Annotated in this window: 7 protein-coding genes; 5 read left to right on the forward strand and 2 right to left on the reverse strand. The window is 57.0% G+C overall.

What is annotated here, in order from left to right; all coding sequences use genetic code 11:
* Window positions 1–70 precede the first annotated feature (70 nt).
* Together BK659_RS27160 and BK659_RS27165 are read right to left on the reverse strand one after the other, a co-directional pair.
* On the reverse strand, window positions 71–451 hold the full coding sequence (locus tag BK659_RS27160; protein WP_148050458.1) for a hypothetical protein: 381 nt from the start codon (window positions 449–451) through the stop codon (window positions 71–73).
* Complete coding sequence (locus BK659_RS27165; protein ID WP_123428786.1) at window positions 448–5,094, reverse strand: SpvB/TcaC N-terminal domain-containing protein; 4,647 nt, start codon at window positions 5,092–5,094, stop codon at window positions 448–450. Before BK659_RS27165 ends, BK659_RS27160 begins: the two co-directional genes overlap by 4 nt.
* A gap of 321 nt (window positions 5,095–5,415) precedes the next feature.
* Here BK659_RS27165 and BK659_RS27695 point away from each other — a divergent pair, with 321 nt between their 5' ends.
* The 5 genes from BK659_RS27695 to BK659_RS27185 form a co-directional block, all read left to right on the forward strand.
* A complete protein-coding gene (locus BK659_RS27695) occupies window positions 5,416–5,733 on the forward strand; it encodes a hypothetical protein (RefSeq protein WP_148050459.1) in 318 nt (105 codons plus the stop codon).
* A 259-nt stretch (window positions 5,734–5,992) separates the two neighbouring features.
* Window positions 5,993–11,227, forward strand: a complete 5,235-nt coding sequence (locus tag BK659_RS27170; RefSeq protein ID WP_123428788.1) for a Tc toxin subunit A — start codon at window positions 5,993–5,995, stop codon at window positions 11,225–11,227.
* Between the two features lie 111 nt (window positions 11,228–11,338).
* Window positions 11,339–15,916: a Tc toxin subunit A-related protein gene (locus BK659_RS27175; RefSeq protein WP_123428790.1), complete on the forward strand. Its 4,578-nt coding sequence runs from the start codon at window positions 11,339–11,341 to the stop codon at window positions 15,914–15,916.
* Window positions 15,917–16,000: 84 nt separating this feature from the next.
* Window positions 16,001–17,542 (forward strand): hypothetical protein, encoded by a 1,542-nt coding sequence (locus tag BK659_RS27180; protein ID WP_123428792.1) that lies wholly within the window; start codon window positions 16,001–16,003, stop codon window positions 17,540–17,542.
* A 626-nt stretch (window positions 17,543–18,168) separates the two neighbouring features.
* Window positions 18,169–20,184: hypothetical protein (locus BK659_RS27185; protein ID WP_148050460.1), on the forward strand; the 2,016-nt coding region annotated here is incomplete at its 3' end.

Below are 20,184 nucleotides of genomic sequence, written 5' to 3' on the forward strand. Positions count from 1 at the left end.
GCTCGGCGAACTCAGGCGCATTGTCGGCGTAGGTCAGGCGCTCGATGGTCTTGACGTCCGCCCCCCGGGTTTACTCATTGATAGCGGTCGGTCGCCGTTGTTCGTCGAACTCAGTCTGCCAATGACTGCCCCGGCCATCCCAGCGTTCCAGCACCTGCGCGACTTCACCCGTTAATCCAAGACGCCAGCCGGCATCGACACTGTCCGTCAGCAACACGGCCCCTGACAGGCTGTAAACCGTGGTCAGGTTCGGCGTTGCCGTAGGTGCCTGAAACCGCGGATCGCGCTGTGCCACCAACCGCCCGGCGGCGTCATGCTGCTGGGTGGTGGCTCGCGTCTCGGGGACGAGCTCGCTGACGTCTCGTCGACAATACCCGACCTGACGAAGCGGCAAGCCACGACCGTCGATGACCGCCAGGTGCGGGGTATGTACATCAACACTTGAGCTCACTTGCCCGTCCATGGACTTTGCCGCTGCTCAGTTGGTGGTGGCTCAAACAGATCGTTCTCATCGAAGGCGATGTTGTACCAGGTGCGGTAATGCTGTTCGCGGCGTAGCGGTTTTTCTTGCGGCGGGTTGCCTTGCCGCATTTTTTTCGCCAGCACGGTCTCGGTCGGGCGGCCTGCCGCGTCGTAGAACTGCTGGTCGTGAAAGGCGTGCTGACGCATCGAGCGATCATTGATGTAACGCGGCTGGTCGGCGAAGTACGGCCGATAGATCCGCACTTGTTCACCCTTGTTGTTGTACTCGACCGGTTCACTGACCCGCCAGCGTCGCGGCACCTCGGCTTCTTGCGGCGTACCGTCGGGGTTGAGGATCAACTCGCCGTTTTCATCGACCTGCCACGACTTGCCCGGCTCGACCTCCTGCTTGGTTTGCAGCGCCCGGCCGAAACCGTCCAGGTAAACGATGCTCACCCGGACTTGCATCTCTACGTCGCCGGGGTAGCGGTCGGCCAGCAGACCAACGGAATACACCGGTTCACGGTGGGCGGCGTCAATCTGTGCCTTGAGGATCTGCTCGTTCGCATCCGGGTTTTCCAGACCTTCAAGGTGCTGCCGGGCCCGGTTGCAGAGGTGGCCGCTGGGCAGTACAAAACCTTCAACCCTGGCCCACTTCAGCCACTCGGAGGACGGCGGTGCTGTCCGGGAGATACGGCCCATCCAGCTGAAGGTGTCCCAGAAGCTGGCACTGGCGAATTTGCCGATGGCTGCTTTCGGATCGGCGATGGCAATCGCGGGGTCGCGGTCTGACGGAGCTTTGTAAGTCTTCAAAGGATCGAAGCCCACCGGTTCTCCCCGTTCTGTACCGTAGAAACTGGTCACCAGCGGTTCACCGAACGCACTGTAACGGGCTTCCTGAATATTGCGATTGGCATCCTCGATTTCAGCCGGCAGGAATGATCGGTAGTCAATATTGTGGGTAAAAGTGGTACACCCATCCGGCAAGGTGACGGCTTTGACCAGGCACCAGTATTCATCGTAGGCGACTTCGGTCGGGCCATGGCTGCGGGTTTCCTGGAACTTTTCGACGTTATAAAAGCCGTCCAGCTTATGGTAGACCGGGAAGCCTCGGTGCACGGACCACAAGTAGTCTTTCGCGTCGTCCGAGTTCAGGCTTTCGTCCTTTTTCACCACGGGCAGGAACAGCTCCATGATGTGGTAACCCACCTCTGTTGATTCGAGCTTTTCTTTCAGGTTGAAAGGCATATTGCCCTGCTCGTCCTTAAGCTTGTCGTAAGCGCTCAGGGCGACTTTGTCCAGTTCCGCCGTTTCCACATAGGCGGGTAATGCTTCGAAGGTTGCCTTACCCGGGGCCAGCACCTGACCGCTGGCGGGGTCCATGTAGCGCTGCAACGACAAACCGGTCAACTCAGGTTCTTGCTCCCACTTCCCGCCTTTTCCAAACCATTCGAGGAATTTTTCCTGATTAATCGTGCCAGGACTCAGTGCGGTTTTATCCAGCACCAGCGCATTGCTGCGCTGTTGATAAGGCAGCCCCAGGCGCCAGGCTTCAGGGTCCGGTTCCTTTTCCTCTTCACCCTGATGGTGGATATGTTTCGCCCTGGTTTGCGTCAGGTACCAGCATTGTTGAGCCGGGTCATGGGCGTCTTTCCACCAGGTGTTCTGATACTCGTCACTGAACGGCGGCGTGTCTGTGACAGCTTTGCGTCGAGCGTAGTTCACAGCAAACGCATGAACGACGCTGCCATACTCATCCCACTCCAGGTTGAGCGTGTGCTGGCACAACGGGTCGTCCTTGAGCTGCGGCTCATACTGGTAACCGATCGATTCCAGCTCCAGGGGCTGGAGCACGGCGTAGGGTTGATGTTCACCTTTGGGGCGCAATACCCGCACCAGATGGCGGCTTTCCTGTACGACGTAGGGCACGGCCGTGAGCGGGTCGTCGTCCGCCGCATAGACTTCCGTGCGCAACACCCGGCCACTCAGGCAGCGGGCGATTTCGCGGGAGGTTTCCTCGTCGGGTGACAGGAGTGGTTGCGCCGCGCGGTCGTTGAAGTGGTAGTTCTGCAGCACGGTGGGTTCAAGGGGTATGGCCAACGCATCGAGCGCGTAGTAACCGTCCCTCGGCAAGTCGATGGATTCACCGGTATGGAACCAGGTCTTGCTCAGGATCGGTGCGGTAAAACCTTCACTCGCGCGTTCAGCAGCAGTGGCTTCGGTGTCGGTCTGCAACAGCAAACCAAAGCCCCGAAACTCTCGCTCGAAGCGGTCGTAATAGCCGCTTCGGTAGGTGAAACCCTGCGTCAGCCGGTTGCCGGTGATGTCATCGATCTGGGTTTGCCGGTTCACCAGGTGCATCGCGAACGGCAGATGGGATACCGGGGTTTCCACCCCGGCGTCGATCTGCTCCTGCTTCTCGTCCAGCCACTCCTGAGCCGAACTGCGATAGGTCACACGGCTGCTGGCACCCATGTTGTTGCAGGTCGCGTTAACCAGATAAGGCTTGGCCTTGACGAAATCGTAGCGCCAGTGCCGTGGCTCCATGTACGGCACCGTCAGGATCACACTGGAGCAACCCAGCCCTTGCAGGTCGGCGGTGCTGACCTGGCAGAGCCGGTCGTACTGCACGCCTTTGGGCCAGGGCAAGTCGACGGAGGTCAGGGTATAACCATTACCGGCATGGTTCATGAACACCCGCAGGCGATCAGGCTCCAGATAGATCAGATCGGCCGCGCCCGAGCCATCGAGGTCGGCCAGCAGCACCTGCGAGGCATTGAACTCGTCATAAGCAAACGGCAAGGCACACAGCACGAAACCCTTGCCGAAGCGCCCCTGCCCCAGGTTAGTCCAGCATTTGACCTCGTTGTGACGGATGCGCACCAGGTGCGCCTGTCCACTGCCGAGCACATCGGCGAAGGCCACCACCTCGGTCGGCGTATTGCTCAACAGCGGTAACTCATCGTCGTCCAGCGTCTCCTCGCCCGTTTTATCCGGATGGGGCACATCGATGCCGTCGGCGAACCCTGCCTCGCGACGGTTGGCGTACAGCCGCACGCTGCGGGTGCCGATCAGCGCCACGTCGCTCAGGCCGTTACCGACCAGGTCGGCCATTTGCGCCATGGGCTGGAAAAACTCGCTGGGGAAGGCATCGAACGTCACGAAGTTCGACCAGTTTCGGTCCGGGTCGAGGGTGAAAAAACCGCTCATGCCCGGCTGGGCAATCACCCAGTCCAGCTTGCCATCGCCGGTCAGGTCGGTGAGGGATTGGCGGGCCGATTTGCTGCTGTCGGCCACCGGGATGTGCTCCAGCAACTTCCAGTCGCTATAGCCCACGTCGTCACCGCCGGTTTCGGCGCGCAACGGTTCGCGGTAGTACCAGGCCTTGTCATAACGACACAGCACACCCGGCGTGCCTTCACCGTACAGGTCCACCAAATGATAACGCTGACCGTCGTTGAGCCCGGGCATGTCCGGAAACTCGGCCCAACCGGGGTGATGCGGATCAAGTTCGCACGCGTTGTAGCTGAACTCCATCGGCGGTCGGCTTTCTACCTGCCCCAGGCTGTCATAGGCCTGGAGGTGAGCGGCCGTCAGGTGGTTGTAGCCCAGCGGACTCGGCCGATGCTCCAGCAGCAGGCGCTGGACCAGCACCGGTGTATCACCCAGTTCCTGGGGGAAGTAATGGAACATCAACACCTGCCGGCACAAGCGCCGGGTGCCGAGTTCGAAACCGTAGGCGTAGTTCCAGAACGGGTCGCTGCGCTCGGGCCACGTCAAGGGTTCAGCAAAGATTGGCGCGGTCTCAAGCGCCGTGCTGCGCCCGCCATAATCGAACACCAGCTGGAAGTGCCATTGCTCCTTTTTCCAGCTGTCGGCGACCCAGGCATACAGGTGCGGATGGGCCTTTGCATTGCCATAGCACACGAGCGTGAGGTAGCGCTGCGCACGGTAGTCGCGCAACTGCGGCGGGGCGGGGGCATCCGTTTCGGCCTTGTACTCGTAGACGATATGTTCGCCTCGGGTATTGAGGCTTTCGTCGATCATCCAGACGCCGACATGCTGCGAGTCGTTTGGGTCGGCACGGCGTGAGTGCCCGGTTTTGCCATACACATGCAGGCTGCCATCGGCGCCATGGATCAGCCAGAATCCGGCGGTATCAGCCGTGGTAGACCAATGCTCGATCAAGGAGAACTCACCCTCGACCCGCGGCCAGTGACGCACCACCTTGTGCTCGACGAGCAGATCCACGTCTTTGTATTTGCTTGTGAGCCTGAAAATCAGCGAGCCATCGGTTTCAGCGCGCTCGGGCATCCACACATCACCGCCCGGCCCCACCACCTGGTCGTTGCCGTCATATGTCGGCACGCCCTTGGTGGTGCGCAGGGTGATGGCATTGACGGTCATCCGCCAGCCAATCCCGAACGGGCTGTTGCCGACATCGCTGCTGTAACCCAGCCCCAGTGGCGGGGCGAAGCCGCGCCCAGGTGAAATCGGCAAGGGGCACTCCAGCTGCGCTGCGCCACTGGGGCCCATCGGGCCGAGGCCCTTACCGATGCTTTGGATGGCGCCGCCGCCTTTGGGCAGGGAGGGTGCGTTGATTTCGAGTTTACCTTGATTGTCCATGGCCATCGGGGTGTCCACCGTATTGGAGCCTGCAACAGACAGAATGTCCGGATGGTCCCAACTTATCAGGCAGGGCGAGGGTTGTGACCTGTCATATCTGACAGGTCATCATGGGTTTTTTAGATTGAATTCGTTTGATGTGTAACGTTTTAATCGCTAAAGATTTAGTTTGAGAAAGCGGACTGATGCGGCTAACAACGAATAGTGCTACCAAGAAGAGAAGAGCCGTTCGTCGGGACTGTTAGATCTTACAGGTGGCAAATCATTGTGCAGGCCGTAGAACGGTAGTGAGTTTTTGAACATGAACAAACTCAGGAGCCAAGAATCATGACTGACGACAATACGTTTGCTAACCTGAACAAGCCTCCACCACATATGCTCGTTCCTCGCGAGGGGGGGCTATACTCAATTCCGCTGCTTACCAGCGGTATTCCGAAGGAGAATAATTTTGAGACGATCCTCGGCGTGGATGTGTACCCAGGACCATCTAAATTCCAGTATACTCTTCCGCCTTTGACGTTGAGATATTCATATCCGGTACCAGTAGCGCCAGGGCCGCATTACATATATACGCGCCAAGGTTCAGGTGCTGCAGGAGAGTGGTTCGACACCGGTTGGTTTTATGTGAAAACCCCACCTGAGTAGCCCCTCCAGAATCGACCTCCCATCAGCCGGCAAACTCTTCGAGAACGGTCGTAAATCAGGCTACCCACTCCCGGTTGGTAGCCCGATATCCCGCAAGGCATTCCAACTCTCCCCCTGCTACTGGCGCCCTTGTGCTCCGTTTGCCCCCGAAAGGTGCAATCAGCATCCCTGTCGCCAGTGCCAACGCCCTCTGCCGAAGTTGCCCACCAAAAACTACCGTTCGTCGGCACTGTCATTTCTGTCAGGTAGTCCGCCGCCCATGTTCGGCGTAGAAAAACACCATCAAGCAACCACCGATTCACTCTCTCCCTTTGTGCACCGCTCAGGGCGCCACGACAGGGCTCGCAGGAGAAACAGAATGAGCAAGGACTTCACCGATCCCTCAATCAAACAGCTTTTCGAACTGACCTCGGCGACTCCAGAGCCCTCGGTTCTGAGCAACGTCGAACGCTTTATCGAACAGGAGGGGTCTGTTTTCGAACTTCTGAAGCTGGGACGTCAAGGCGTGGTGGAAACGTTCGGGTTGCACAGCCGCGACGCTCAAGCGTTGTTGGACCGGGCGTCGAGCCTGGCGGTGTATACCGCTCGCGAGTTTCGTGAGCAACGTTTGGTGACCCAGACTCCGCCCAATCCATTGCATCGCACCGGAGTCCAGGCGCGGCTAGATACGCCTACCTTCGACGATCTGTTCAGTCCCGACTGGGAAGGCAGCAGCCCATCGCAAAGCCCCGACTCGAGCATCTCGCCAGCGGCGTATTTGGTGAGGCTGGTGACACTGGCACGGCTCCTGGAAGTAAAAAGCGGCGGTGGAACCGGGCTCATTACTCTTGATGCCCGGCGACCGGATCTCACTCAACTCACCATTGACCCGGTGAGCATGTTCCAGATAAAACCGACGGTGACCTTGGTCAATGAGGTGCTGGAAAGCATTATCAAAGCATCCCTCGGCACTGAGGTAATGAAGGATCAGGTGGTCGATGACCAGTTGCTGGAAACGCGCTTTCCGTTTCGGTCCATGCCGTTCGAGTGGTATGCCGAGCACTGGAAGCAGGTGTTGGGGCTCAACAAACTGTCACTGGGGGAAGTGGTCCGTACCATCGACCTGACGGCGCCGTACTTCAAGCAACCGGGGGCTCACGGAGACCTGTCGGACATTGCGCTGCGTCAATCCTGCAACATCGGCCCACAGGGCCAGCGCTTGCTGACCGAGAACTTTATTAACTTTTCCTCCACTCCTGTTAGCGAGGCGTTCTACAAGAACAACTTTGGTTCCACTGGTGAGGATTTGAAAGACTCGGTGCACTTCTGTGCCCAGACCTCGATTGACGCGCAGATGCTGACCTCCCTTTTATCGATCGAAGACTGCGCGCCAACGCTTTCGCCCAATGTGACGTCGACGATCCTGTCGGCGGCGTCACCCAAGGTATTTGGCTCGGTGTTCATCAACGACAGAGCTGAGAAGGCGATGAGTCTGTCGCCTCCGACAAAGAGCACAACCCGCTCTTTCATCGGTAGCACCAACAACAGCTTTGAGCGGATGAACCGGATGCTGCGCCTGAGCCGCTGGCTGAAACTCCCCACAGACCAGTGTGATCGCCTGGTCATGGCCGCCATCCGGGCGGAGCAACGAGCCGACATCGTCGACCCGCAAGCCGCTGCACGCACAGAGCTGGACAAGCCAGCACGGATCACCAACAACACTCTTCGCGCCATCGGTTTGTTCCAGGAGTTTCGTCTGCGGTTCAAGTGCACGGCCGAACAATTCGCCGCGCTGATCGATGAAATCTCCCCCTATGGGCGAGGAGAAGAGCGCTCGCAGTTCGATCGTATTTTCAACCCCAAGGATTTGTTCGATACACCGTTGAAGCTGGATAACACCACCTTTGCAATTGAACCGCAGACCCGTGCCGACCAACGCACCGTCGATCAGATTTGCACCAGCCTGGGAATCAATCGGGAAGACTGGCGCTATCTGGCGCGGTTCGTGGCCAAAAGTTATAACCAGGTGGACGAACTGCCGCGCAACCTGGCCGTCCTCTCCTCATTTTATCGCCTGGTACTGCTGTCCGCTTTTCTGGGCATCAGTGCCATAGAGCTGGGAGCATTGCTGGAAGTATTGAGTGACAGGGGCGGGAGCGAATTGCTTCAGCGCGTGCTCGGCGAGTCTCGCCTGCGCGTCAGCGGCTCCAGCAGCATCGGGGATGTATTGAGTGTCATGCATGCCGTGCAATCCGCCGTCCAATGGTGTCAGGACAACGGCCTGGATGTGCCTTGGCTGGTGCAGCATATAGCCCCCGTGATTGCCCCCCCCTTGGCGACCGAAGCAGACGTTGCCTTGCTGCAAGAGCTGCACAAGCGACTGCAACCGGTGCGCTTTTCTGAAGAAGCCATTCGGGCCGCCGGCGTGCCGTCCAGCAACAATTCCAACTACAGCGGGTGGCTGGAACTGCTTGAAGCAGTGGTCGACCAGGACGGCCTGGTGCTAAGCCTTACCGACAATGCGGATAACTACCAGGAGGCAGCTCGCGGGGAAATTGAAGCGGCGGTCATATCGGCGCAAATCCCGGAAAGGGACACTGAACGGGTCTGTGGGGTGATCCTGGCGCTGCTGCTGCAGGCCAGGGATGCTCAAAGTGCGGTGGTCCAGGAAAGTCTGTCCGTGTACTTGACCCTTCCCCAGGACCTGGTGTTGCCGGTGCTGAAATGGGTCAAAAAAGGCGCTGTTTATCTATTGCTCCAGGAGACAACACGAGCGCTGGAGGCGGTCACTTCAGGCACAGACAAAGTCAATGTCGGCGATGAAGTGCTGATCCTGTTGGCGCATCTGGTACAACGCGCGGAGATTGTTCAACGATTGGGGTTGAGCTCAGCGATGCTGGTGGTCCTGACCTATCGGCAGAACTGGCAGTGGTTCGGTCTCAAACACCCTGAAGAGCTTAGCCCTGATACCTTGTATTACCTGACACTGTTTCAGCGGGCGGTGACCCAGACGGGGCAGCCGGCCGAAAAATTACTGCAGTACCTGGAACTGGTGAATGGCTTGCCGGAAGCTCTGACGTCGGAAGACCTGCGCCTGATCCGTGATTCCGCTGCGAGCAAACTGGCGGAAGTGGTGAAGTGGGGGGTCAGGGAGGTGCTCGAATGCGTCCTCTACCTGAGTCCGTCGAAGCCGGTGCTTCGTAACCTGCCCACCCTTGACACACTGATTCGCATCCGTGGGCTGGCGGCCAGCAGCGGGCTGGACGCCAAGGCCATTATCAGCCTGGGTGCGCTCACCCCGGACAGTGACAAATACGCCTGCCGCGCCGCGGCTGAACAAGTGCTGGAGTGTTTGTCCGAGTCGACAGTACAGAGCCAGTCATCGACGTTTGGCGAAGTCGGCCAGAGCGTGACCCACGATATCCGGTGCATCAACGATACCCTGATCGCCAATGTGAGCAATCAAGTCGCACTCATCGAATTGACGCTGCGTGATCTCACCAACCAGGTATTGCCGAACATCACCGTGACCTGGAGCTGCGATCGTCTGGGGCTCATGGAGTCGCGTTCTATCACCGATCATGAGGGGCGTGCGGTGATTCGCTTCAAACCGGAGAAAGGGCCATGGATGGGCGCCGTGCAGGTCAAGGGCACCTACGGCCTGGCTCAAGTGGTGTATGCGCCGAAAATCCTGATCGATTGCGAAGAGTTTTCGCTCAACTTCAGCCTGGACAGTACCCCGGATCCGACAAATGAAACGTTTCTGGCGGGCGGGCAGGCGTTTTTTCCAGTGTCCGTGCGGCTTGTTGATACACCCGGCAACCCAGGGCGTGGCCGTGCCGTGACATTTAGCGGGCGAGGTGTCGTTGCCGATCCGTTGGTGGTGATGACTGACGAGCAAGGCGTTGCCAAAACCAGAATCAGAAGCATCGAGCCCGTAACAAAGGCGAGCCTGGTGGCGAGTTACAGTAGCAAGGATTCGATGGTCATCAACAACATCACCTTTGTCGACAATCCCTTTATCAAACTCCTGGAGGTGGTGTCGATGGCCGTCGAGGGGCAACCGCTGGAGCTTCACTGCCATGTAATCGGCCTTGGCAAGCAGCCTTCGAAAGATGTGAAGGTCACCTTCTTCTCCGGGGAGACGAAACTTGAGGATAAGACGACTGACAGTGAGGGCATTGCTAAGTGCATTGTGCCCAAGGCAGAAACCGGCAAGCAGACATACATCGCCAAGGTCGAGATGGGCGAACAGCGGCTCGAGATCTACGTGGCCAGCCAGGCAGTGATTCACGGCGAGTCCATGGATTATCTGTACCCGGTGGCGGGTTCCGGGACGCCCACCTTGCTGTGGGTCGAGGTCAGGGATGAGGCCAACAACCAGGCCAGGCCGATTGCCAATTGTCCGATCCAGTGGACGGTCACAGACATAGCGGCAGGAAGTCAGAGTCCAATGGTATCGAAAGAAATTCTGACCGATGCCTTGGGGCGCTCCACCTTTCCTTTTGAGGTTGAAACCGAGGGGAACTATAAGGTGACGGCCACTCAGGTGAAAAAAACTGCGGATAAGCGCGAGTTCAATCTCAAGGTCGTCCCGCCGATTGACTGGAAATTCACATTGACCGAGACCACAACAGCTGCCGTAGTCAGCCAGGTGTCGGCCAGAGAGCCCCTGGCGTTTACCAGAGGTAAAAAGTACACACTTGAGATCGACCTGCCGCCATCGGTCGACCTCAATGACGCCCGCGCGATGCTGGCCTGGAACGGTGAATTCTCGGCGAAAGGACTGGGGATGATCTTCACGCCGGCAACCGGCGCCTACGTCACCATCGGCACTCTGAAGAAGCTCATCTGGACCATTGACTGCAAGGACCTGCGCAACGGGGCCTTCGATTTGATCTTCTATTGCAACCGACTCGATCAGCGGCTGGTGTTGCCGGGGCGTCTGGATGCACCTCCACCGGTATTGGAGTCTCCCGCCAATAACAGCGAAGTGGAAGTCCAGCCGTTGCTCACCGGCACCGGTAGCCCATCGGCGCAGATCTATGTGTTCGAAGGTCGGGAGGGCGCACTGCTGACCAGGACCAGCGTGGGTGATAACGGAAAATGGTCCGTGAGGTTTGCCGAGCCGTTGTCGATGGGGCCGCATGTGTTCTCGGTTAAGCAACGGCATATCGACACGACTGAGGCGTGGGCACCGGATGCTCGGGTAACGGTGTCGAGCTTCGTTGCCAATCCGCAGCTCGTGAGCCCCGCAGCGGATGCAAGAGTAGGACCTGCCCCCTGGATTGAAGGCTTGGGATTGCCTGGATTAGTAGTCAAGGTGATCAAGACAGGTGATGCAAAAACCATTTATGGCAGCGGGACTGTCGGCAAGGACGGGCGTTGGCGAGTTCAGCTCACGGGGCTGACGATTGCCGGCGAGTATAGCTATACCTCCAGGTTGTATAGGAACAGCACCGCGGTAGCCGACTACTCAGAAAACCGCGTGCTGCATGTTGTCGACAGAAGCTGACCAGGCTCTGACGATCCACAGGCAATGAACCTTGCTGGCGTGCTGACTTATCCCCCTGCCGCGACTATCGCCAGGAGGCTCGGCACCCTACGACAGAACAGGAGAAAAACAATGAATCAGTCCATTATCGGCGCATTGGAAGAAAGCCGTTGCATGGCCCTCGCGGATTTCTATCTGGGGCAAGTAGCCCCCAAAGAAGATGAAAAACGCCCGGAGTCGGAAAAGTTGAACCTGACGTCCCTTGATGACCTGTACCAATACCTGTTGCTGGACAGCCAGGTCGGTCAGGAACTGGAGACCTCGCGGCTGGCGGAAGCGATTGCCTGCCTGCAACAGTATATCGGCGCCATTTATAGCGGTATGGAGCCCGGCCACACCAAGGAGTTTTCCAAAGAAGAACTGGTGGCCTGGCATCAGCGCTATTGCAACATCAGTGATTGGGCCGGTTATCAGATGCTGACCGATTACCCGGAAAACTACATAAACCCGACATTGCGCTTGAACAAGTCTGACGCGTTCAAGGAACTGGAGAATAACCTGGGGCAAGCCAGTCTCAGCGATGCTGCCGTACAGATGGCACTCCTTGAGCATTTGAAGCAATTCGAAGAGGTCTGCAACCTCGATCTGATCTCGGCTTACATAGACAGTACCGACGGAAGTTTGGGCATAAAGGGCGAAGACTTCAAGAATGCCGATTACTACTTTATTGGCCGACAAAGAGTTCAACCCTTTGGCTATTTCTGGCGCAAGGCCCATGTCGAGTTAAACACAAAGTGCGAATATCTAAACCCCGCGGCCTGGACCGAGTGGAAGCCCATTGGTATTCCGGCTGCCGCGACCGTGCTGGCGATTCGTCCGGTATTTTTCGCCGGCCGCCTGACAGTGGTATTCGTCGAGGGACAACAAGCACCGGACCGCACAGAAAAGGATGGTAACGGTAATGAGATCGTCATCAAGGGCACCTGGCAGGTTGAGGCCAAGCTTTCCTATCTTGCCCTGAATGGGATCTGGGAGACCCCCTCGAGTCTGGGGAGGCCGAAGGAGTTTACCAACGCGTCGGAGGGCTCCGCCCGGTTGGTGGTGGTGAACTATGCCGGCACGAAAAAGGATGTCGATGACCTGCTGGCCGTGTGTTTCACCACGACAGACCTGCCAGCCGGGCAAACGGCAGCAGAAGACGAGAAGGAGCAGGGATGGATTTTCGCCTCGCGAAATGCGCTGTGTGAGCCCCGGACTCCAAACATTGCAACCCTTAAAGTATTGGCCAATGCACGTTTTGCCAATCAAAACAGTTTGCAACACAAGCTTTTACTCAGCGAAGCCGCAGTGCTCAACCAAATCCTTGTAGCGCCCAATGCCGCAAGCGACCCTACTCGGAACGGTAAGCTGAGTCCGTTTCTCTCATTGAATATCAACTTCAGCAGCCGGCAATCCGAGAATGTGCTGCGAGTACAGGGCGTCTGTGACCTCTCGCGCCCCGAGTACGGACTGGCGGATATTGCCCTTGTCACTAAAGAGCAGGTGGGATCGTTTCTTACTTTCTTCGAGATTTCCAGGGTCGGTACCGAAGGCATCAAGCTGACCTGCTTCCGCGAATCACCCTCAGGATTTGATTTCGCGTTATGTCTCGATGATTCAAGTGGCCAACCGGTTGTGATCGCAATCTTCAAGACAAATGAGTTCTGGTCGGTGGACGGATGGGTATCGGTGCGAAGAAACATAACGCTTACCCATCAACAACGGGAAGTGCTGTGGTTAAAGAGGCCGGGGGATATCAGAAGTGGTGCCGGTTTTTCGGTATTGATTGGCAGTCAGTACATGCCATTAAGTGGCAGTGACAACACCCTCTCCGTGGTGAAAAAACCAGAGACCGTTGCGTTGGGCCTGAAGATTCTGGATGGCGGAGACATCGCTCCCGGCAAATGGGAAAAAGTGAGTGAATTGAAGGGATGGTTTCAAACCCCCTGGATCGAACATCGCTGGACGGGCGACCCTGTCGGAAAAACATTGAACGTCGTGTGGGGTGAAACTGCCGACGGTCAGTATGGTCGTGATCGTTATGACCTCGCGATCAAGCAAATACCCAATGCCAGCAATCCCCCGCTGATCAGCAAACAGACGTCCGGTGCGCAGTTTCTGGACATTACGCCGCTGGGGCTCACAACACTCAAGTGGATTCGCCTCAATTCGCTGTTTGGCCCGGAGCTGGTGGCCAAGGCGGCTATTTCCATCGATGAAGTCTTGTCCCGATCGACTCAGGACACCCATGAACATCAGCCAACCGGCACAACACCGGCGACGGCGCCCATCGATTTCAACAGTGCTCACGGCACCTTCTACTGGGAGCTGTTCTTCCACTTACCGTTCCTTATTGCCCATCGCTTGTGCGAAGAGCGCAACTACCATGAGTCGCAGCGGTGGTATCAGTATATTTTCAACCCGCACATTCGGGAGTCTCGCCCGGGACAACCCACTCCAAGCGATCGTTACTGGCTTTGCCGCCCATTGCTGGAAATAGGCGATATCGGGTGTGAAGCCGTGGGGTTGGTGGACCCCGATGCCATTGCCTTTTCGAAGCGTATTCACTACCGCAAAACCCTATTTGTGGCCTACGTTCGCTGCATCATCGCCCATGCCGATTCACTCTATCGTCGGCTGACCCGTGACAGCCTGGCGGCAGCGAAACTGCAATATGTAAGGGCCTTGTCGCTGATGGGTAACGCGCCCACGGCCAAAGCCATGAGCCATTGGGTTCCACAGTCGGCAGACGACATACTCAAATCCGGGAGTCAATCTGGCGCCTCGTCGCTGACGACGTTTGCCCGCTCGCTTGACGTCAACGTCGCGAACCTGCCGGCACGAGTGGAAGGCACACCAGACTTCGAGATACTGGCGCTGGATGTCTTTCGCCCAGCCGCCAATGATCAACTGCTGAACATCTGGAAGTACATCGAAGAGTGCCTGTGGAACATGCGGCATAACCTGACCATCGACGGCAAACCGATGTCGCTGGCACTGTATGCCCCGCCCACCAATCCGCTCGATCTGCTACGGGCTCAGGCTGGCGGTTCCTCGGGAGCCTCGCGCAATGCCGGCGGTTGGCTGAACATTCCGCACTATCGTTTCCGCACGATGCTGGCCACCGCACAGAATGCAGTGCAGACCCTTATCGGGTTTGGCCGGGAAGTGCGTCAGTTGATGGAGATGCGTGATCGCGGGCAGCTGGAAGAGTTGCAGCAAAGCCATGTCATTGCACTGGGGGGGCATGCCAAAACCATTCAGGAGGAGACAATCAAGCAGCTGGAGGCCTCGGAAAAGGCGTTGAAACAAAGCAAGAAAATGATTGGTGAGCGAGCTGAACACTATAAACAGCTCAATGAGAACCCGTTGCTGGTGCTGGAAATTGCTGGAGATGTTCTCGGTTTAACCGGCAAGGTACTGGGTGCAGCGGCTGTCGTGCCCAGATTCGCTGGAGCTGGTATCAACGCAGGCATAAAGGAGCAAATGCTCACTGGGACGGTGGGGCCATTTCCTGCCCTGCTTACTGGTATGCAGGGCGGGGATCGTGGGGAGCCCCTTAATGAAGTTGGTACGTTGCTGACGGTACTCGGCGCTACCTCGTATTCGACTGGTGAAGCCCTCCAGCGAGCCGCCTTCTACCTGCGTCGAAAAGAAGAATGGAGCTTTGCCGAAGCCCAGGCCAACAGCGAACAAGAGATGGTCACGCAACAGCTCACAGCCCATCAGCACACCCTCAATGCCGCCAAAGCCAGCCTGGCTCAAACTGTAAAAGCCAACCAACAGGCCCAGGAGCTTTATTCGTTCTACAAGACCCGCGCCACCAACGTCGAACTTTACCGCTGGTTGTTGAGCCAGATGGCTACCTTGTACTTCCAGGCCTATGACGCCGTGGTGGGCCTGTGCCTGAGCGCCGAAGCCAGTTGGCAATACGAGATGGGCGATTTCGACACACGGGTCATCCGCCCGAATGTCTGGATGGACAATCGCCACGGCCTGAGCGCCGGCGAGTCAATGCAGCTCGACTTGATGCGTCTGGAGCGGGACTTCCTCAATCGCAATGAGCGTCGGCTGGAGCTGACCAAGACGATATCCCTGCGTCAGCTGTTCGAGAAAGGTGAATACACGACGCGTAAGACCTGGGAGGCGGTGTTGACCGAACTCGGTAAGGGCAAGCTGGATTTCGAGCTCTCCCAAAAGTTATTCGACAGCGATTACCCCGGTCACTTCTGCCGGCAGATCACAACCGTCGCAGTGTCCCTGCCGGTAGTCCTGGGCCCCTATCAGGATGTGCGCGCGACGCTGACGCAAACCAGCAGTACCACGGTGCTCAAGGCGAATGTCGATTCGCTCGACTACCTCTACGAGAATGGGGACCAGATGCCCCCGCCCGATATCTTGCTCAACCTGCGCAGCCACCAGCAAGTGGGTATCAGCCACGGCGTGGATGATACCGGCCTGCACCAGTTGACCTTCGGCGATGAACGTTACCTGCCCTTTGAAGGGACGGGGGTTGTTTCAAAGTGGCAGCTTCAACTCCCACGGCATAAGTCGGACAAACAACAAGCCGTGATCAAAAACCTGCCGGACATCATTGTGCAGGTGCGTTACCTGGCGAAGGCCGGTGGTACGGCTTACACCGATGCGGTTCTGAATAAACTCGAGAATTGACAGGCAGCGGGGTGCTGTCTGGCACAGAGTCTGAATGGCGCTATATCGATTCGATAACCATGGATCAATAGAGGTAAATGCATCATGAGCACAGATGAAATTAAAGGTCGCAATCTGATTACAGCTGGCCGGTTCCCCTCGGACTGGACTGAGTATTGGCCGCGCCTTCTTACGGGGGGAAATGCGAGGACATTTGCTGACGATTACTATGGATATTACTTGATAATGAATGGAAACGCGGCAGTCATTCAGACGGTGAACACAGCCCCCCTTACTACCGCTCAAATGATAAATGCGCAATATCGACTGAGCTTTCAATATCAGAACTTTGGCGGCGGTTCAAACTCCAAAGTGGTGGTGAGGCCCAGCACAGGGAGAGAGGACCCGATTGACCTTAGCGGCAAACTTCCGGTGCACCCTGAAGCCGACTGGAACCCCTTTACGCCTTATGACCTCACGGTGGTAGCGGAAGACGAAAACCTGGCCTTTGAGTTACATGGTTCTGATATGGCTGATGCGAACGGTTTGCGCATCACCGACTTCGATGTTCAGCTGCATCTCACACCCTTGACATTGAGCAAACTTGAAGTTGATGACAGGGTGTATTCCACCTCAAGCGTGTTTCAATCGATCACGATCAATGGTGTGCCCATTGATGATCTACACAAACCTGACCTGGTGTTTTTTCGGGCAGACACTCATGTGCTGGAGCTGCAACCCAAGTCAGGCGGTCCGTTGCCTGGAATGAAGGTTGCTCTGTTTTCCGAGAACCTGAGTTCGGATCTGGGCATCACCATCACCCCTGCGCTGGGCGAGTCAAACGCGCAGGATATTCTCGAAAACGGCTCCGTGAAGTGGACCATCACCGGGGGTAATAAAAGCGGATTCTTTGATTTGCAATTCAAGTTCATCGAAACCGATGAGGTCTTTCCGCTGCCTTGTCGGGTCGTAGCCAGACACGCGCTTGATGAACTTGACAAGCTATTCAATGGAAAGCCGGTGGCCTGGGGGGCAGCGTTTTATCCAGCCAGAAACGGTACCTCAACCCTTACGCTGAAGCCAAAGCCCGGCAGTTCGATCCGTGATGATCAAATCGCACTGGAATGGAACCTTCCGCCCACCGGATCGGCTGTGACCATAACGCCAACGCCGGGTTCACCTCAGCCGATACATCCAACAGAGGGAGTAAGCTGGGTCTTGAAGTGCAGTGATAGCGCTGTCCAAGTTCTTGCACTAGATGCGGTATTTACGCACTTATCTCTGGAGCCGCTCATATTGACGGTTATAGTACGCGAATCACCTCATAAAATACATTTTATGAGCGGCCGGGGCGATCAGTGGGACCCTATGCCAGGTCCTCCGGAGTCTGTATATGGATCCTCAACTGTAAAAACTGATCTCCCGGTGAGGGTAACGACAACCGCAGGAGTTCCCTGTGAAGGTTTCCGTGTGACCTACACGATTCCAGGTTTTCCAACAGAATCAGGGGTCAGCGATTCCAAGGGGTTTGCAAGATACCCGACCCCGATCCTCTTCCCTGAAGGCGGAGAGTTTAAGCTCCTGGCTGAAACGAGCGATCTGCATGGCAATGTTATTCCAGCCATAGTGCAGTTGCTTACGACATAGAGGCGTTAGAAATCCTCAACGGCAGATCACCAAACCAGACCCGATAGAAACGATGTTTATGGTTTCTATCGGGTCTGGCTTAAGGTGAGGCTGCCAGCATTGCCTTCATCCGCCGAAAAGAAGTGATTCATTCCTTATTCCCATATCAGCGCTTCCGATTATTTTTTATCGCAAACTTCTATTTCTAACTGTCATTTATGACAGTAGACGTCGCCTTGCCCATCGCCGACAGTGAAGCTCCCACCGAGCCTCAGGAAATCGTCAAGATGGCACTCGAAAAAACTATCGCCGCCGGCCCGTTGTATTTCTGTCACGGTGGCGAACACACCCTCACCCTCAACGCTCAACAACACAGCGCCTGGATCAATCAGGGCGTGTGCCTCAAAGAGCCGCCGGGCAAGACACTGCCGCTGTCGGCCAGCCCCGCGATCGGGGCCTTTCAGACGTTTGCCGACACCGGCGCGACCTGGACAATCACCTGCCCCACCAAAAACGCTACGGCCCCGGCAGTAGAGTTTCAACTATGGGGCCAGACCGAGTACACCTCCCCGGCCTACAAGATCGATGTTTCGCTGGGCCATCACCGCCTCGACTTTGTCGAGGCCAGCGGCAATGAGCAGTTTCAGGTGATCGAGTACGGCGAAGAGACCACGCTCAAGGCGCGAGAGATTTCTTATTACACCAAGGCGGCGATGCCGTTTCCGGCCCAATGGAAACTCGGCGAGCAAGACCGTCAGCAAGCAGTGCCTGAGGCTGACGGTTGGGTAACCCCCTTCCCCTTCAAGCCAGTTAATGAAGCGATTCACCGGTTCAACGTCACCGTGCCGAGCTTGTATTACGAGAGCGGCTACTTCCGCAAAGAAATCCCCGTCCATGCGCTGGACAAAACGCCGTGGAACTACAATGCCACGCTCCAGGTCAACGACAAACCGGTCACCGCCACCCCCCTGCTGGGCGTCATCTGCACTCGCGCAAAGTCCAATACGCTGAAGCTGCTGAACCCGGATTTGTTGCTCAAGGATTCACTGCTGACGTTGAGTTCGGCCAGCGACCTCGCTGCGCTGGGGCTCACCATTGCGGACTTGAACGTTGCAAAACCACTGCTCGAGCCAGAGCTGCCGTGGCTCATCGAGTCATCACCCAGCACCGGTAAAAGCGGCTGGTTCGAACTCAACCTGGCCTGCTCGAAACTCAAAAAAGACTGGGAAAAGATTACTGGCCGGGTGATCTCGGCAAACCTGGCGGATGAAGTGACGGCGATCAAGGTCGGCGACACTACCATCACGGGGCTGGGTGCTATTTTCCACCGTGACACAACGAGCACATTAACGTTGACCTTGGAACCCTGGATGAAAGGGCTGTCGATCAAGCTTGAAGAGGTCAGCGCTTCTGGTCTTGACGTGGTGTTTGATCCCCCGCTGAAACAGCCGGTTGAAGTCCCGGACAACCTGACGCTGAGCTGGAAGGTCACGGGCGGCAAAAAAAGCGGCTTTCTCAGGCTTCAGGCCGTTTGCCCCGATACCCAGCTGCCGTTGATCATTGAAAGTCGAATCATCTCGAACACATTGGCGGATGAAGTGACAACCGTCGAAGTCGACAGTCAGCTTGTCCAGAGTGCCCGCGCGATTTTCAGGCGACAAGAGCCGGTCCCACTCGTACTGACTTTCGCGCCCTGGATGAAAGGACTGCCCATCGAACTGGAAGAGCAGGCGCCTGCGGGTCTGGGCATGACTTACGCCCCCTTGCTTAAACAACCCCTTCCGGTACCGGAAGGGTTGCAGCTGAGATGGAGTGTCACCGGCGCCAACAACAGTGGTCTTTTCACACTGCGTGCAGTCTGTGCCAACACATCTGTGCCGTTGACTCTCGAGAGTCGGGTGATCTCAAGAACACTGGTGCAGGAAATCACCCGAATTGAAGTACGAGGCAGGCCGCTCTCTGAGGTCGGGGCAATTTTTTATCGCGAAGAGCTGGCCGAATTCAAGTTGACTTTCGAGCCCGGGATGCAAGGGTTAGCGGTGTTGCTTGAAGAGGTAAGCGCTTCTGGTCTTGACGTGGTGTTTGATCCCCCGCTGAAACAGCCGGTTGAAGTCCCGGACAACCTGACGCTGAGCTGGAAGGTCACGGGCGGCAAAAAAAGCGGCTTTCTCAGGCTTCAGGCCGTTTGCCCCGATACCCAGCTGCCGTTGATCATTGAAAGTCGAATCATCTCGAACACATTGGCGGATGAAGTGACAACCGTCGAAGTCGACAGTCAGCCTGTCCAGAGTGCCAGCGCGATTTTCAGGCGACAAGAGCCGGTCCCACTCGTACTGACTTTCGCGCCCTGGATGAAAGGACTGCCCATCGAACTGGAAGAGCAGGCGCCTGCGGGTCTGGGCATGACTTACGCCCCCTTGCTGAAACAGCCCCTTCCGGTACCGGAAGGGTTGCAGCTGAGATGGAGTGTCACCGGCGCCAACAACAGTGGTCTTTTCACACTGCGTGCAGTCTGTGCCAACACATCTGTGCCGTTGACTCTCGAGAGTCGGGTGATCTCGAGAACACTGGTGCAGGAAATCACCCGAATTGAAGTACGAGGCAGACCGGTCTCTGAGGTCGGGGCAATTTTTTATCGCGAAGAGCTGGCCGAATTCAAGTTG

The organism is Pseudomonas brassicacearum, assembly GCF_003732225.1.
Taxonomy (GTDB): Bacteria; Pseudomonadota; Gammaproteobacteria; order Pseudomonadales; family Pseudomonadaceae; genus Aquipseudomonas; species Aquipseudomonas brassicacearum_E.